The organism is Prevotella sp. AM42-24 (assembly GCF_003461825.1).
Taxonomy (GTDB): domain Bacteria; phylum Bacteroidota; class Bacteroidia; order Bacteroidales; family Bacteroidaceae; genus Prevotella; species Prevotella hominis.
This window is the reverse complement of the sequence record NZ_QTXV01000056.1, coordinates 3,469-18,461: the sequence shown is the minus strand read 5'-3', so window position 1 is coordinate 18,461 and position 14,993 is coordinate 3,469. Positions and strand designations below refer to the sequence as shown.

At 43.5% G+C, this 14,993-nt stretch carries 19 protein-coding genes; 12 read left to right on the top strand and 7 right to left on the bottom strand.

From position 1 onward, the window contains the following. The 5 genes from DW917_RS13285 to DW917_RS18190 form a co-directional block, all read left to right on the top strand. The coding region (locus DW917_RS13285; RefSeq protein ID WP_305000147.1) for an RHS repeat-associated core domain-containing protein at positions 1-804 on the top strand (804 nt) is incomplete at its 5' end. Between the two features lie 75 nt (positions 805-879). Then, positions 880-1,710, top strand: coding sequence for a hypothetical protein (locus tag DW917_RS13280; RefSeq protein WP_225451465.1), 831 nt, complete (start codon positions 880-882; stop codon positions 1,708-1,710). A gap of 72 nt (positions 1,711-1,782) precedes the next feature. Beyond that, complete coding sequence (locus DW917_RS17590; protein ID WP_068855006.1) at positions 1,783-2,055, top strand: hypothetical protein; 273 nt, start codon at positions 1,783-1,785, stop codon at positions 2,053-2,055. Then, positions 1,958-2,251: an IS1 family transposase gene (locus DW917_RS18195; RefSeq protein ID WP_199658369.1), complete on the top strand. Its 294-nt coding sequence runs from the start codon at positions 1,958-1,960 to the stop codon at positions 2,249-2,251. The genes DW917_RS17590 and DW917_RS18195 overlap by 98 nt, the downstream gene beginning before the upstream one ends. 97 nt (positions 2,252-2,348) lie before the next feature. Beyond that, entirely contained in the window at positions 2,349-2,507 is a 159-nt protein-coding gene (locus DW917_RS18190; RefSeq protein ID WP_225982369.1) for a hypothetical protein, read from the top strand. Between the two features lie 207 nt (positions 2,508-2,714). On the opposite strand, the gene mobC is transcribed toward DW917_RS18190, so the two are convergent. The 3 genes from mobC to mobA form a co-directional block, all read right to left on the bottom strand. After that, on the bottom strand, positions 2,715-4,721 hold the full coding sequence (gene mobC, locus DW917_RS13270) for a conjugal transfer protein MobC (protein ID WP_118119473.1): 2,007 nt from the start codon (positions 4,719-4,721) through the stop codon (positions 2,715-2,717). A gap of 89 nt (positions 4,722-4,810) precedes the next feature. Then, positions 4,811-6,064 carry a conjugal transfer protein MobB gene (mobB, locus tag DW917_RS13265; protein ID WP_118119469.1) on the bottom strand — a complete coding sequence of 418 codons (1,254 nt, stop codon included), beginning with the start codon at positions 6,062-6,064 and terminating at the stop codon, positions 4,811-4,813. Next, positions 6,049-6,468: a conjugal transfer protein MobA gene (mobA, locus tag DW917_RS13260; protein ID WP_032856281.1), complete on the bottom strand. Its 420-nt coding sequence runs from the start codon at positions 6,466-6,468 to the stop codon at positions 6,049-6,051. Before mobA ends, mobB begins: the two co-directional genes overlap by 16 nt. Positions 6,469-7,213: 745 nt before the next feature. Here mobA and DW917_RS13255 point away from each other — a divergent pair. The 5 genes from DW917_RS13255 (at position 7,214) to DW917_RS13240 (ending at position 9,856) form a co-directional block, all read left to right on the top strand. Continuing rightward, positions 7,214-7,972, top strand: coding sequence for a ParA family protein (locus tag DW917_RS13255; RefSeq protein ID WP_032856280.1), 759 nt, complete (start codon positions 7,214-7,216; stop codon positions 7,970-7,972). A 4-nt stretch (positions 7,973-7,976) separates the two neighbouring features. Beyond that, complete coding sequence (locus DW917_RS13250; RefSeq protein ID WP_118119467.1) at positions 7,977-8,423, top strand: DUF3408 domain-containing protein; 447 nt, start codon at positions 7,977-7,979, stop codon at positions 8,421-8,423. A gap of 21 nt (positions 8,424-8,444) precedes the next feature. Beyond that, on the top strand, positions 8,445-9,089 hold the full coding sequence (locus tag DW917_RS13245; protein WP_233524740.1) for a hypothetical protein: 645 nt from the start codon (positions 8,445-8,447) through the stop codon (positions 9,087-9,089). Positions 9,090-9,108: 19 nt separating this feature from the next. Next, positions 9,109-9,276: a hypothetical protein gene (locus DW917_RS17575; RefSeq protein ID WP_194256358.1), complete on the top strand. Its 168-nt coding sequence runs from the start codon at positions 9,109-9,111 to the stop codon at positions 9,274-9,276. Positions 9,277-9,358: 82 nt separating this feature from the next. Beyond that, positions 9,359-9,856, top strand: a complete 498-nt coding sequence (locus tag DW917_RS13240; protein WP_230315341.1) for a DUF3408 domain-containing protein — start codon at positions 9,359-9,361, stop codon at positions 9,854-9,856. Between the two features lie 308 nt (positions 9,857-10,164). Here the strand turns inward: DW917_RS13240 and DW917_RS13235 are convergent, their stop codons facing one another. From DW917_RS13235 to DW917_RS13220, 4 genes are read right to left on the bottom strand one after another with little or no spacing between them, the layout of a single operon-like run. Further along, positions 10,165-11,442 (bottom strand): PcfJ domain-containing protein, encoded by a 1,278-nt coding sequence (locus tag DW917_RS13235; RefSeq protein WP_118119463.1) that lies wholly within the window; start codon positions 11,440-11,442, stop codon positions 10,165-10,167. Then, positions 11,439-11,864, bottom strand: coding sequence for a PcfK-like family protein (locus DW917_RS13230; protein WP_004312216.1), 426 nt, complete (start codon positions 11,862-11,864; stop codon positions 11,439-11,441). The genes DW917_RS13235 and DW917_RS13230 overlap by 4 nt, the downstream gene beginning before the upstream one ends. Positions 11,865-11,887: 23 nt before the next feature. Continuing rightward, positions 11,888-12,127 (bottom strand): hypothetical protein, encoded by a 240-nt coding sequence (locus tag DW917_RS13225; RefSeq protein ID WP_118119461.1) that lies wholly within the window; start codon positions 12,125-12,127, stop codon positions 11,888-11,890. After that, positions 12,124-12,357, bottom strand: a complete 234-nt coding sequence (locus DW917_RS13220; RefSeq protein WP_118119459.1) for a hypothetical protein — start codon at positions 12,355-12,357, stop codon at positions 12,124-12,126. Before DW917_RS13220 ends, DW917_RS13225 begins: the two co-directional genes overlap by 4 nt. 449 nt (positions 12,358-12,806) lie before the next feature. On the opposite strand from DW917_RS13220, the gene DW917_RS13215 reads away from it, so the two are divergent. Then, positions 12,807-14,030, top strand: a complete 1,224-nt coding sequence (locus DW917_RS13215; protein ID WP_117663903.1) for a site-specific integrase — start codon at positions 12,807-12,809, stop codon at positions 14,028-14,030. Continuing rightward, the gene (locus tag DW917_RS13210) at positions 14,027-14,401 is read left to right on the top strand and encodes a hypothetical protein (RefSeq protein WP_004339195.1); all 375 of its coding nucleotides are present in this window, start codon (positions 14,027-14,029) and stop codon (positions 14,399-14,401) included. Before DW917_RS13215 ends, DW917_RS13210 begins: the two co-directional genes overlap by 4 nt. Positions 14,402-14,993 lie beyond the last annotated feature (592 nt).

The window sequence follows — 14,993 nt, the reverse complement described above, 5'->3', positions numbered from 1 at the left end:
AAGGAATTCGATGAGGAGACGGGATTGTATTACTATGGAGCAAGGTACTATGACCCGAGGGTGAGTTTGTGGATTAGTACGGATATATTGGAAGAGAAGAATTATGGAAATTCAAGTTATGCGTATACCTATAATCCAATTACTTTTATTGATCCTATTGGCACAGACACAATAAATATATCCTATGTTAATAAAAAATGGAAGATAGATGCGCCCATAATAGCTGATGGAAATGACGTCTTTAATGTCGCAAATGGAGATAAAAAAGAAACCTATGAATTTTCACAAGGAGAGCATGGGAAGCGAGTGAATTTGTTAAACTTGGAAATAGGTGAAACAAAAGACAGTTATACACTAGGAGTGTATCATATATCTGGAGAAGCAGATAATGGCACAGGGTTCTATGTTGCTCCAGGAGGAGAGCCAAGTACAAAGAACGGAAGTGGTCGAAGGATTCCTGATGGAACATATCCAATAATTAATCCGACGGCTGGATCACAATGGATAAAACCTGGAGTTGGAGGAAACGTAAGTAAGCGAGGAATCAGATTCCACTATGGAGGAACAAATCCAAGATCTTGGACAGAAGGATGCTTTGTTTTATCCTCTGGGTATTCTGTTAATGGAAATACGATCCATTATAATGCTGATGAATCAAAAACGGCATCAAGAAACTTTGACAATGCTTTGGGAGCCATAGGACATTTTTCGTATCGACCTAAAAGTAGGACCTATAATAGAGAAGGGGCAACTTTTAATGCTCCAATTAAACATACCCTAATTCTTAAATCAAGGAAAAAGTAATAATGTTATGTAAGTCTGTGTTATTGAAGATTTTCAATAACACAGACCTTTAATTAACTTTTGAACACTCTAAAAATGAAGAAGTCCTTATCTTTGATATTGTATGTATTTATGTGCAGCTGTTGTCTTGGCTCTTCGAGAGTCTCATTGAATTATAAAAATGATGAATCAACAGACGCACTAGAAGTAAAGTCGCCAATCTGTAGTCCTCTAAATTCTGAAGATAATGAACTAACAGATTCTATAACAACTAATTTTTCTCAGAGCAATGTAACATATTATGGTATCCGGATTTGGCCCCAAGACGAAGAATACTACCAGAAAAGTGTAGAAAACAGGTTGTATCTTGTGTTAGGGATTAATGATACGTTGGTAGTTATATCCGATAACCCAATATTTTTTGGGGCGAATATATTATCAATAAGATCAAAAAGTAGAGCAAGGAAGGTATATTCAAGGTACAATCTTAATTTTGACAATGATCTTCCAATAAGATTTTATGCCACATCTTCATCAGATACTCTTATTTATGAAAAAATACCAATAAAATCTGCTCCGTATCAATTGTCCAAGGGTATATTGAAGACAAATAGGTTAATTGGTCTCCCCATATATGTGGGTATGCCTATCAAAGTGCTAAATAGAAAAGTGGGGATAGAGGGAATAATCCCACTTGAAACCTTAACAGAGTATAAGGTAATGTGCGTCATACATCCAGAAGCGGTTCGCTCTCTTTGGGTAGATAAACAATATATCCAATCATTGAAGCAGTTAAGTCACTGTGATATAACAATGATCATATTAAAATTAAAAGATAACAAGATTGATACCATTGAGTTTACCAATTTTGGGAAATATAAAATGACGGATGGAATGAGCGTAACATCATATTTAAAATTTAGATAATGCGGTAATGGCCAAAAGACGTAAAGAAATTCCAGTAAGCGAAAGAACTGTTATTTTGAAAGGATTACGAAAATGAAAAAAACATTACCCGTTGGCGGAATTAAATATGGAATAAGATGGGTAATGCTTCAAATCGGGAGTTGTTGTAATAATCATCTGATTATCAATGTGATTTTTAAAAGATTAGGCGTAAAGGCAGGGAAAGATTCTCTGCCTTTTGCTATATTTGTAACCCAAAACAAAGAAAATGAATATACGAGAACGCTTCGGCACTTTATGCTCCAGATTGGGAGTCGAGCTTCAATGTCCACATTGCTACTCAAACAATATTATCAAAAGTGGTAAAAGTAGTACAGGTAAACAACGCTACCGATGCAAACATTGCCAGAAGCGTTTTATTACTGACTACACATACAAAGCCTATCTTCCTAACTCTGACACCAAAATCACTCAACTGACCAAAGAGGGATTGGGTATTCGCAGTACGGCACGAATATTGGGAATTTCATTACCACCTTGCTTAAGAAGATTTTGCAGATAGTAAGCAATATCAAGCAGCCACCTACCTCTGTAGGCAAGACCTACGAAGTGGATGAGATGCGCATTTTTATCGGTAAAAAAATCATCCGCGCTGGTTAGTGTACGCCTTGGATAGAGAAACTCGCAAGGTTGTGGCTTTTAAAGTGGGCAGACGTACCAACCGTACTCTGTCTGTTGTGCTTCAAAGTCTTTTTCTGTCCAAAGCCAAAATGATTTACACCGATAAACTGAAAAAATACAGTTATCTCATCAGCTGAAAAATACACCGTACCGTTTTCCGTTCTACCAACCATATCGAGTGGCACAATCTTACACTTCGTATCCACCTGAAACGACTGAACCGAAAACGATTTGTTACAGCCGCAGTTTATCAGTGCTAACAGCTATCATAAGGATTTACCTGTGGGTATAGCTACGGTCCGTAATCATAACACCGCAACCACAATACCCAATCCGTGTTTGCACTACTTGTCTGGAATGAGATGGGACAAGGCAGGGGTGTTTTTTATCCTTTGAATCTCCGAATCAACCAGCGTCAGTATCTCTTGTTTTACCTTACGATAGTTGGCTTCGATAGTCTCTTTGAGATTATCGGAGCCATCTTCGTTTTTGAATTCCACTATCACTGGGATAGGCTGGTATGCTTTCATTTCTGCCGACACCTTGACGCTATCCACCACTATCTCCGCATGGAAAATCTTTTGGTCGATGCGTTCGTCGAAGTTATCGGACACCGCACCCACGAATATACCTTGTGTGAGGTTGGAAATCTTGCTTGCCGGGATAAGGCTATCCATTTGCGTGGAAATGGAGGTGGATTTGTCGTTGCGGTTGATGGTCATGGACTGCCGTTGCTGTAGCACCTTTCCGAAGCGTTCGCTAAGTGTCTTGGCAGTTTCGCCCACAACTTGACCGCTAAACACATTGCCTACAGTGTTCTGGATTACCTTGCTCTCCTTGTCGCCATAGTCACGGGTAAGCTGCGAAAAGTCCTGAAAACCCAAGCACACGGCGACCTTGTTGCTTCGGGCTGTGGCGATAAGGTTATCCAACCCACGGAAGTAGATAGTCGGCAACTCGTCGATTATCACAGACGATTTGAGCTGCTTCTTCTTATTGATGAGCTTCACGATACGGCTATTATACAGACCAAGTGCTGCCGAATAGATATTCTGGCGGTCGGGATTGTTACCTACAACCAGCACTTTCGGCTCCTTGGGATTATTGATGTCAAGCGAAAAATCATCGCCCGTCATCACCCAATAAAGGGCTGGTGAAATCATTCGTGAAAGCGGTATCTTGGCACTGGCTATCTGTCCCTGCAACTGATCCTGCGCTCCTCCCTCCCAAGCGTCCATAAAGGGAGAAAGATAGTTGGCAAGTTCATCGTAAGAAGTGAGTATCGGGAATATCTGTGCGTAAGGACGGTTCAGAAACTCGATAGCATGGGGAAAGGTGCAGTACTTTCCTTTCTCATATATCTTCAGAAACCAAATGATGGCAGCCAGCAAGATAATCGGCGACTCCACAAAGAAGTCTCCCTGCTTCTGAATCCACGAACGGTTAAGGTTGAGCATAATAGTATAGGCACTCTCGTAGGCATCCGATATATCCGTCATAAAGGCGGGATTGATAGGATTGCACCGATGCGACTTTCTCGGATCATCGAAGTTGATGACATAAAACTGAGGTTTTACCTTGTAGGCATCCAAGTGATGAAGCAGGTGATTGTAGGCTATCTCTGACAAATCGGGGAACTTATAGTCGTAGATATACATGGCAAAGCCTTTCTCAATCTGCTGCTTGATATAGTTGTTCACAATGGCGTAAGACTTACCCGAACCCGGCGTGCCGAGCACCATCGAGGCACGGAAGGGATTGACCACGTTAATCCAACCTTTGTTCCACTTCTTCTTATAGTAAAAACGTGTAGGCAGATTGACAGAATACTCGTTCACCATGAGTTTGGTCTCCTGCATGAAACTCTCGTTCTCATTATTGAAGACATCTTCCATGAGGTTGTGTTTCAAGAGCCTGCTAATCCAGAGTCCTCCCATCAACAGGCAGATATAACCCGCTGTCATTGTAAAAATGTACAGCGTGGCATTGCCCAAATGTGATATAGGCAGAAGCAATAACCACCAGTTGAGGAAGAACAGACAGGAGCCAACAGCAAGAACCGTCCAAATCCTGTTCCAACTCATCTTTTCCGCTTTCACGCCCTTGGTTCCCAGACATGAGAGTGCCAGGAGCAGAAGCGAAAACAGCTTGGTATAGAGGATAGAATGAAATAAACCACCTGTTCTGTTGAAGTTGATAAGGATTCTGTCAACCACCCCGATTGTCACTCCCCACATGCGCATTGCCTCATAGCAATACCAATACACATTCATAATAGCGAGAATTATACTCACGGCACGGAGAAAATCCATGATTTTTCCCAATGCTCTCAAATCGTCTTCTTGTGCCATTGTTTTTTCTGTTTTGAAGTTATACAAATTGTTTTTGATTGAAGGCTGACTTTCTCCATTGCATAAGAAAGTCAACCTTGATAACACGATTAAAGACTTCGCCCTTTTCGTTTCTTCTTCTTTCTGCGCAACTCCCTGTCAAATGCAGCTTCCTGTGCTTCATTTGAAGGACCGCCTCCAGCCATAAGTCCAAGACCGCTGCCGTATTCATCGAACAAGCCAGAACCATGATATTCCTGTTCCGGCATTGTGCCATCTTCCTTCGGGATGGTAAGTGGTATCGGCTGCTCATTCTCGTAAGGTAAGGTGAAGTGCTCCTGTATGGCATTGGCAGAAAGATTCTTTCCAAGCCTTGAACCATTGAACACGCTTTGGGTGCGGTGGTCAATGAATGTTGCTCCGTAGATACGGCCGTCAGCTGTATGGCGGAAAACAACATCAATGCCCTTTGCTTTCAGCAGTTCAACGAACTTATCCTTATGGTAAGTCTGTTTCAACACTGCCTCCACACTATGTTTGGTCATCTCGGAGAGTTTCTTGTCCTCCTTGAACTTCTTGGAAGAATAAACGAACCGTTTTTCTATTGCCTCCGCACCGACAGACTTATCTATCTTGGAAGCCTTGAAAGGATTTCCAACTTTGTTGCCCTGTCCGTCCGTGGCAGAATAGACAAAACCATGATACTCACGACCGCCAACTTCGCCTCTGACCTCCTCCAAGGATATATTATATAAGGAAAGAAGTGCACGGTATTCGCCCAATGACTGGAACCTGTAGGTGGCGCAGAGTGATTTCACAGTATTGGCAACCTGCTTCTTCACATTGCCTTGGCTTACATCCACCTTACGGAGCGGATTGTCGAATCGGTGTTGCTTGCGGTCTGCCTTGTGGAGATTGTACTTCTCCTCCAAGTCACGGGTGATAGCCTTGCTCCTATGGTAGTTGTATCGGCTATCCAAACACTTGCCGTTTTCATCCACTCGGATGGTCACGATGTGCATGTGATGACGGTCAATGTCCTCATGCTTGTAGACCATGTATGGCTGGTTGCCATATCCCATGCGCTCCAAGTATTCACGGGCGATGTTCTCCATGTCCATATCCGTCAGCACATCATCGGGATGCGGATTCAAGGATATATGCACGACAGGCTTCTCTGTTCTGATATGTGGAGAAAGGTATCGCTGGAAATCACGCAAGGCATTGGCGATGCTCGTCTTTCCCGAACAATCATCGAAGATCTTGTTTGTAGCCAAGAGCTTTCCCTCTTCCTTGTTAATCTTCTCACCATTGTATGCCAAGGCGCCATACAATGAACTTCCGAAACTTATCTTTGCGACCATCTTTCCTCAAACTTACGGGTTAGTTCAACAATCTCACGGGTAAGAGAGACCAGTTCCCTGGTGCAGTTCTCCAGCTTATAGAGCAAAGCCATCGCCTTTTTCTCTGAGAAATGACAACGGAGTTCCTTGACAACCTGGTTGTAGTTGTTGCCAATCATTCGGTACTGCGAGTGAAAAGAAGAAAGCTTGGTGTAGTATTCCACCAATGTCTTGTCCTCGCGCAGCACCTTGAACGGCTCGCCGAAAATACGTGCCTTGGCAAAGACAGCCTTCGCCTTCACATCAGTCTGCTCATACATGACGAGGAATTTCATCCACTCGTCATCGTCGAACCGAAGCATCACATGGTGCGACTTCGGGTTCAGCTTGGGGATTCGTCCCCCTCGTTTTCTTTCTGTGTTCATATAAAATGGATTAAGTGGTACATACGGCAATGATGGAACAGTGCTAACTATCGTCAGATTGGAACATGGGGAGTCCGACTTCGGAGAGGCTACCAACCCGGCTGGGCAAGGTCTTTGGAGAGTAACTCCAAAGGTTTTGAGTAACTCAAAACATACCTTGCTATGTCTTTGAGGACATAAAAATCCGCTTAGGGTGGATTGAAGTTAGCCTTCGTAAGAAGCTATCCCATCCCGAATGGAAGTTGTTCGGGAAATCCTGTCCTTTGCGGAGCATCAAGCCTTGTTCTTGTCGGAACGATATGGATGCGCTATCCATCGCTTTGCCTTTCGGGTGCAAAATTACGGCTAAAAATGCGCCCTTGTAACAATGCTACCCCAGACAACCACTGCAACTATCGGCAACATGCTGCCACAGGATTTGAAAACCATTGTTTTTCGGAAATTTCGTTGTTATTTTGCAGCCAAACATTGAACCAATGATTTGAAAATATGATGAAACAAGCATTTGCAGCAACGAATAAGTCTGTCACTATTGCAGCGTCTCTTTGCATCCATGATGCTCCACTGACGTACAGACTTACTGATTCACTGTCGTACTGTCGTATGGAAATGATGAAGCACTGCAATGGTTCAAGGTCTCCATAATGGAGCAATGACCGATAGACATGGACATCAAAGTGTTCATATCTTTGAATTGGCAGGAAATCATAGAAACGAGTAATCAACAATTTAAAAAGTTAACGATATGAGTAAGACAAGATTTGTTGCGTTCGCAACACAGAAAGGCGGAATAGGAAAGTCCACCATCACGGCTCTTGTAGCCAACTACTTTCACAATGTCAAGGGTTACAATGTGGCGGTCATAGACTGTGACGAGCCACAATACAACCTTGCAGACCTGCGAGACGAGGAACTGGAACTCATCAAAAGCAGCGACTATTTCAAGGCGCAAGCCTGTGAGCATTTCAAAAAGCTGGGCAAGAAGTCCTTCAGCGTAACGAGAAGCAATGCTGTCAATGCGCTTGACGACGCAGAGACAGTGTTGAATGAAACAGAGGTTAAACTTGACTTCATCTTCTTTGACATGCCAGGGACTATCAAAAGTGAGGGCGTCATGAAGACCTTGTCTCAGATGGATTACATCTTTGTACCCGTCAGCGCAGACCGCTTTGTTGTAGAAAGCGCAATGAGCTTCATGCAGTTGTTCCACGACAACTTTTTGACACAGGGTTGGTCGGTCACCAAGAAACTTGCTTTCTTTTGGACAATGGTTGACAAACGAGAACGCACGAGTTTGTATGATGTATATGAAGGTATGTTCAAGTCTCTCGACTATTCGGTTCTCAACACACGACTGCCAGACAGCAAACGTTTCAGAAGAGAGCTGTCGGAGAACAGAAAGGCAGTGTTCCGTTCCACCATCTTTCCATCAGACCCAAACCTGTTGCGAGGGAGTGGCATCAAGGAGTTGTCCGACGAGATTTGTGAAATCATAAAGACATGAGCCTATGGTAAGCAGAAAAATCAACACTGACGCAATAGATGAAAATCTGCTCATTGCCTCTATTGGCAAGAGCAAGATTGGCACGACAACGGCATCCATTCTTGACGGAGCTTCCCAATCCCAAGTGAAAGATACCGAAGAGAAAGAAGAGGTTGCCTGGAAGTCCCAATGCTCGCAGACCGATAAGTCGCCAATTTCACGCAAGCCTCCCAAGGCTTCTTCGGAAAGTTACGATTCGGCATTCTTCAAGCGAAACGAGATAAAGACTCGTCAATGCGTTTATATCAGCCGTGAGATACACAGGAGAATTTCAAGAATAGTCAGTGTGCTCGCAAAGCATGAGTTGACAGTCGGTGGTTACATCGACCTTATTCTTGAGAGACATCTTGAAGAGAACCAGGAAGAAATCAACGGCTTGCTGAGAAAAGAGATTGACGATTGGAATGTGTAACAAAAAGGAACAAGCATGACAATGGAAACTATATTCTTGATAGTCTTGGCTGCATTCAATGTTTGGACTATCTATTTTTACAACAAGTTGCTTCTTGAAGTTGCGAACGACAAGGAAAAGGAGAAAAAACCGCCTATCGACCCGATGGCACTTGTAGGCAAAAGTCTTTTCAAAGTGTCCCAACTGCGGAAGAAAGAAGAAACGGAACAAAAACAAACAGAATCCATGTCCGTATCGGATAATGACGTGACATTTGACGATTCTCCAAAGAGTACGGCACGGATTTCTGACGAACAGCTTGATGATGTGTTTACGAATGTTCGCATAGAAGATATTGGTGTGAAATATTCTGATAATGAGGAAGATGCCGATGTGCCACAAGCCAAAGGGTCAAGTTTTGAGGACATTGACGCAGCTGTGAATACCGTCAAGGCACCGAAAGCAACGGACAAGGAGAAAAGACATGCAGGCAAGGTTTTCCATGAGATGGATGGCAACCAATTCTATGAGAAATTCATGGAGAACAGCGAGGAGTGCAAGAAGAACATCCATGATTACGTCACCTTCTACTTGCAAACTCACAAGATTGTAGAGATTTCCAAGCCAAAGAAAGAGTTTAAGGTGCCAGACAGTATAGAGGACTTCAATATCCTCGACTTTGTATAACAATTTAATAAGGAGAATTATGGAAAGAACAGAAGAGAACAATGCAACAAAGGATAGATTTGCACATGTGGTCAAAACATTCTCGGAAATGGACAGAGAAAAGCTACAAGCTGAAATCGCAGAACGCTCAAAGATTATTAAACGCAAAATAGATGCGTTGATGGAATTGCATATGTCAGGTATCTGACAAAAACTGTTGAGGTTGGATTTTCAATAGTCAACAAGTATTTCAATAGCAGAGAATTTGTATAACAATTAAAAGAATGATTATGGCAGACAAAACAAAAAACTGTGGTAAAGGACAACTCACTTCGACAGATGCCAAGGAGTTGTATGAGGCTTTCATGAGAAATTATGAAGAGACAATGGAGGAAGCTGGGAAACAGATTGACGCTTGTCTTGAAGAGACATTTCAAGACCGTACATCGTCAACTATTTCCGACAAGGAGGAGTGTTTTGATGAAGATGCAGCATATGAGAATTATGATGTGGGTGAATTTGAGCCAATCGACAGAATGGAGAAAGAGCGTGCTGAGCAGTATGTCGGTAAGTTCATGGCAAATGCAGGTTTTACCGCAAGATATGGCAGACATGTTGGCATCAGCGAGGACATTCATGAGCGTGTGACTAAATTTGTCAGTATCGTAGGCAAGGGAAAGATTTCCATTGCAAGTTATGTGGATAACATCATCAACGAACACTTCAATGCCTATGCAGCCGAAATCAAGGCTGCATTCGATGAAGGTCTCAAGTCGTATCGCCTCTGACAATAAATTAAGAGTACGCCAATGAAAAAGAAAGACTACGGCTAAAATCTCAGCTTGCCACTGAATCCACAGGACGGCATCATGCCGTATTAGTAAGCAAAAGTGTCAATCGCCAGATGGGACTATCTCCCAAGGAAAAGAAAAAAACGATTTATGAATAAAGGACAGTCCTTTTGATTTGGGCTGTCCTTTGTTATTCTGCAAGCATCGCAGATAAGGAAAAAACGGTTCTTTGCCACTTTCTTTCCGCTCCTCGGCTCATGAAGAAAGTGGCGGAACGAATTTTCATCGCTCCGCCGATATGGATTTCATGTCGTTGCAACCATTCGTTGCTCTATAAGTCTTGCATTGCTGTTCACCAAGTTTATGATGTCGGCATGGTGCTCGGTGTCCTTGTTCTGTAGTCCGTGGCATTGTACGACTTTCATCTGTTCGAGTGAAAACTCCACGGTCTCAACTCTTTGTTCGGCTATTCTTGCAGAGAAGATGATGCAGTCGGGATTGAGTGAGTAGTTTGTACCGCTACCTACGCAATGGTGCATCGCCTTACCCTCAAGAACGTGCTCCCTGACGCTTTCAAGCATTCTCACCACGATATTGCCGTCCGTGAACATCAAACCGAAGAAACGGCTCTTCATTTCCTTGAACTTGTCCTCGTTCTTCAATGCCTTTCGTATCTCCTCCTCGGTGCGTTCCTTTTCTTTCTTGGCTCTGATTTTCTCGGATATTCTGTCGTGCTCGGCTTCAAGGTTGTCGGGACAAATGTAATGTGGACTTCTGATGTCCTTGCCCATTTCCACCAACATACAGATGTAGTCCGCCCATTTGCCGATGTCTGTAATAAGGTAATGGTTGCGGTTGGCTATCTTGTAGGCATTCCAACAAGTTTCCAAGTGCCGTGGATGGTCTATGAAGTGGCGGACGTGTCCGTAACGACATTGTTTCATCATCGTTTCGATGCGGTGGTCTGTCAGCATCGCCTTGAACAATGTAAGCGGTTCGATGCCGTGAAACGCTCCGTCAAAGCCGTTGCGCCATATCTGAGGAATGACTTTCATATCGGGGCATACCGGAAATGAAGCAATATGCTGATAGGTGGTGTTGTCCCTGCGCAGTTCAATGTCGGAGTCGTAGCAGAACGTGTCCATATAGATACCCATTGTGCGCTTGCGTGCCATAACCTCCACCTTGCCTTTCTCGTTCATCCAATAGCGTGCCACCTCCCAACAATAGATGTCTGCCTTTTGTCCCTTGCGGTAGTATGCTTTCATCTGATATGCTCGCATAAGTTGCAGTCCCTTACGCTCGGTGAGTACGCTGAAATAGGTAGAAGACATTGCCTTCTGTCGCTTGGTGTGCTGCACTTCCAACTTTGCCTTACACTTCGGGCAGACACATTTGTCCGCATCCTCGTCCGTAGTCCAAGTGTGTCCGCAGTCCATGCAAGTGGTCTGTCCGTGCTTCAACTGAAAGGCATAGTGGTCAAGACATTCACGGAATGCCCATTGCATTTGCGCTCCCTTGATAGGTCGTAACCCCTTGTTTGAGGTTACGACTTGCTTCTGATATTTCGTTCTTGGTTTCATAACGTGTCGAATAATGATGGTTGGTGTACTTCTGTTTCCGTTCTCTGTGAGGTGCGCTTGGCGGTATCTCGGTTACGCATCTTGTTCATCTGCTCTTGCTGATATTGGCGGATGGCTTCCTGTCTTGCCTGTGCCTTCTCCTCCTCTGTGAGTTCGATGTGGTGGTTAACAGACACTTGGCAGTTCAATGGTTTTCCTACCTCGATGTCCTTCTCCTCGTAGTAGTGGATGGCTTGCCCATATATCTCGTCATCGCAAAAGCCGTTGCAACCGCTCTTCTGTACCCAATTAAGGATATAGGTGACGCAATCGTCTATGTTCTTGTCGGGGTTGTCATACTTGGCTGCAAAGAGTTCGTCCTCCATTGCACGCTCCTCCAAATAGGCTTGTATGGTTCTCTTGAAATATTCTGTAGTGTTCATATCTGATGTTGTTAAAGGGGTTGTTACTCATGATAGATGATGTCGCAGTCCTCAACTTCTGTAGGCAGTCCGAAGAACGGATAATGGCAGAAGTAAGGTTCTGTGCACATGTCCTCGTTGTATCTTGGACTTACTATCTCAATATTGTTCTTGCGCATGGCTTCGTCCACCATACGGATTTCCTCGTCTGTCAGTCCGCTTGCATCGCCATTGATGATGTAGCAGAGTGACCATGTAGGTATCGCTTCAATGCTTCTGTTCATATCGCTTGTACTTTAAATTGTGTCAATAACCAAATGAATGTTCCAATCAGTACCACCATAGAAAGAATGGAAATGATGATGCCGAAGATGAACTTCACAATTCCCAATATGACTTCACCGACCATGCAGAGAGCCATATATCCCAACCAAGCCACCAAAGTGATGAGGGTTGAGCCGACTGCGGAGAGTAATCTCCACCAAGTCTGTGTTATGTTGATGTTTGTTGTCATATAGCCTTGAATTAAATTTATTTGCGGTTCCAGGAGCTGAAGGGAAGTTCTCGTTTCTTCACCTCTTTGTCGCCCCCTTTTCCGACATTTTTTTTGCGTCTTCCTGTCGCATCGGTCGTTTCGTTTCAGGTGCCTTTCAAGGGCGGCGAGGCTGGAAATACAAGGTTTTTCGGAAAAAGAATGACTAAAAAAGCAAAAAATAGCAGATTTGGGCTTTTGTTTTGAGTTTCAAGTGGTTGTGGCAGTTGTTGGCTTTAAGTGATGTTCGTGAGGAAATGCGAAAATGGCGGATTTGAGAAGTAGAAACGCTTTCAAGTCATTACCTCAAAGAAACTCTCTAATAAGCATTTTTAACGGCTTCGGTTTTTACTTCTCAATTCTGCACAGGTTGTGAATTTGCCATGCAACTCTCATGATTTAATTTTGCACAGAACAAAAAGCAAGGAATTATGAGAAGTACATTCAAGACAGTCTTCTATGTAAACGGAAGCAAGGAGAGAAACGGAATTGTCCCTATCATGGGACGTGTGACAATCAACGGAACTATCGCACAGTTCAGTTGCAAGCTGAGCGTGACCAAGGCGATATGGGATGCCAAGGGCAACAGAGCCAAAGGCAGAAGCAAGGAAGCCAATGAGGTGAACTTTGCGCTTGATAACATCAAGGCTCAAATCGCTAAGCATTACCAACGGCTTTCCGACCGTGAGGCGTTCGTTACCGCTGAAATGGTGAGAAACGCATATCAAGGCATAGGTACGGAGTATGAGACATTACTCAGAGCTTTTGACAAGGAGAACGCAGCCTTTGCCCAACGCGTGGGAAAAGACCGAGCTGTCCGAACCTACCGCAAGTATCTGACGGTAAGAAAGTACGTTGCCGAGTTCATCAAATTTCAGTACAAGCGCAGCGATATGTCCATGAATGAGCTTACCGAGGAGTTCATCCGTGATTTTTGTCTGTATTTGAAGAATGTCATTGGACTCACGCAATCTACCATTTGGATATACTCCATACCATTGAAGCATATCGTCACGGCAGCACACTACAACGGCAAGATACAGAGAAATCCGTTTGCCATGTACCACGTTGACCCAGACCACAAGGAGCGGGAGTTCTTGACAGAGGAAGAATTGGACATATTGGCAGGAATAGAGTTGGAAAATCCCAACTTTGCTTTTGCGAGAGACTTGTTTATGTTTGGTTGTTGGACAGGTATCTCTTTCGTTGACATCAAGAATCTTACAGAGGACAATGTTGCCATTATAAGTGGGTCTCCATGGATAGTTTCTCAGCGTCAAAAGACAGGCGTACCATTCAAAATTAAACTGATAGATGCAGCCATACAGATAATTGAACGTTACAAGCCATTGAGAAAAGATATGCACTTGTTTAATATTGGCTCACTTGACATGGTAAACAAGCGTATAAAGAAAGTGGCAAAAATGTGTGGCATCAAGAAGCGAATTTCATTTCATGTAAGCCGGCATTCGTTCGCAGTTTTGGCTTTAAACTACGGTATGCCGATAGAGAGTGTAAGCAAGATACTGGGACATACGGACATCGCCACAACACAAATTTACGCAAAGGTGACAAGTACTAAATTGGAGCATGACATATCAGCTTTTGAAAGTCGAATCAAGGGGCATATGCCGACAATGGGGGGAATGGCATGAAAAGGACTGTAATCACCGTGGACGGAAATGGAATGTTATCCATTCCGTCCAACTTGCAAGACTTGTGGATGAGTGAGGGTGAATTGGTTGATATGCTCCATGTCACCGCCCCGAAACTCCATGCTGTGATAAGGTCGATATACGAGGAAGGTTTGTTGCCCATGTCGGAGGTACAACAGAAACAGGAAACCTCCAAGGGCATTTGGCAAACGATGTATGGTTTCCCGATGGTTGTTGCCCTTTGTTTCCGTATAGGCTCTTATGGTGCTGTTCGGTTTCGGGACACCATCATGAAGAAGTTGTACGGGGCAAAAGAGAAAAGTAGTGTCATTGTCCTACAATTCAGTGGAGGAACAACCGCCTTTAGTTGAATGTCCTCTTGCTTGTTTGTTGGCTTGGCGCTGTCGTACTGTCGTGAATAAGTACTGAAGCATAAGCATGACATTCTTACTTGTAGGGGGATGAGTTCTGTTCATAAAAATGACGGACAAAACACCCCTTATTTTTGTTGAATTGTTGAATATGATGAAAGAAGTATTGAACATCAGGCATTTACGGCTCAACATATTCTCAACAAATCTCTCAACAAAAGAAAGATAATGTTGAAAAGAGAAAACCATGAACACCATTCCTTTCTTTCTTTTTTGCCCAGTAATTTGTTGTGTAGAGCTATTTGTTGAGAGTTTGTTGAGGGTATAAGTGGTTGGTTCTCATAAAGATAACACCTATCTTCAACAATTCAACGTTTTACATGCCCTCACTTGGTACGCTGTAAAATGTGCTTGTGGATTAATTGGCAACCGCTCTATTCTCCGAAATGGTTGCAGCAACGTTCCTTGGAGGCTTTGCGCCTCCAGCCACTTGGGCGAACCTCCGCAGTGTTTTAGCATGGCATTAGATTTATGCAGACTATACCGAGGACACACAGCACACATAACATACTCGGCATAGTTCACAAAGGAA

Bases quoted from the DNA above. Each gene is read 5' to 3' on its own strand.
- DW917_RS13235 (WP_118119463.1), bottom strand. From the start codon at position 11,442: ATGAAACCAAGAACGAAATATCAGAAGCAAGTCGTAACCTCAAACAAG.
- DW917_RS18195 (WP_199658369.1), top strand. From the start codon at position 1,958: ATGAATATACGAGAACGCTTCGGCACTTTATGCTCCAGATTGGGAGTC.
- DW917_RS13225 (WP_118119461.1), bottom strand. From the start codon at position 12,127: ATGAACAGAAGCATTGAAGCGATACCTACATGGTCACTCTGCTACATC.
- DW917_RS13220 (WP_118119459.1), bottom strand. From the start codon at position 12,357: ATGACAACAAACATCAACATAACACAGACTTGGTGGAGATTACTCTCC.
- DW917_RS13230 (WP_004312216.1), bottom strand. From the start codon at position 11,864: ATGAACACTACAGAATATTTCAAGAGAACCATACAAGCCTATTTGGAG.
- DW917_RS13240 (WP_230315341.1), top strand. From the start codon at position 9,359: ATGGCAGACAAAACAAAAAACTGTGGTAAAGGACAACTCACTTCGACA.
- mobA (WP_032856281.1), bottom strand. From the start codon at position 6,468: ATGAACACAGAAAGAAAACGAGGGGGACGAATCCCCAAGCTGAACCCG.
- DW917_RS13250 (WP_118119467.1), top strand. From the start codon at position 7,977: ATGGTAAGCAGAAAAATCAACACTGACGCAATAGATGAAAATCTGCTC.
- mobB (WP_118119469.1), bottom strand. From the start codon at position 6,064: ATGGTCGCAAAGATAAGTTTCGGAAGTTCATTGTATGGCGCCTTGGCA.
- mobC (WP_118119473.1), bottom strand. From the start codon at position 4,721: ATGGCACAAGAAGACGATTTGAGAGCATTGGGAAAAATCATGGATTTT.
- DW917_RS13215 (WP_117663903.1), top strand. From the start codon at position 12,807: ATGAGAAGTACATTCAAGACAGTCTTCTATGTAAACGGAAGCAAGGAG.
- DW917_RS13210 (WP_004339195.1), top strand. From the start codon at position 14,027: ATGAAAAGGACTGTAATCACCGTGGACGGAAATGGAATGTTATCCATT.
- DW917_RS13280 (WP_225451465.1), top strand. From the start codon at position 880: ATGAAGAAGTCCTTATCTTTGATATTGTATGTATTTATGTGCAGCTGT.
- DW917_RS13245 (WP_233524740.1), top strand. From the start codon at position 8,445: ATGGAAACTATATTCTTGATAGTCTTGGCTGCATTCAATGTTTGGACT.
- DW917_RS17575 (WP_194256358.1), top strand. From the start codon at position 9,109: ATGGAAAGAACAGAAGAGAACAATGCAACAAAGGATAGATTTGCACAT.
- DW917_RS13255 (WP_032856280.1), top strand. From the start codon at position 7,214: ATGAGTAAGACAAGATTTGTTGCGTTCGCAACACAGAAAGGCGGAATA.
- DW917_RS17590 (WP_068855006.1), top strand. From the start codon at position 1,783: ATGAAAAAAACATTACCCGTTGGCGGAATTAAATATGGAATAAGATGG.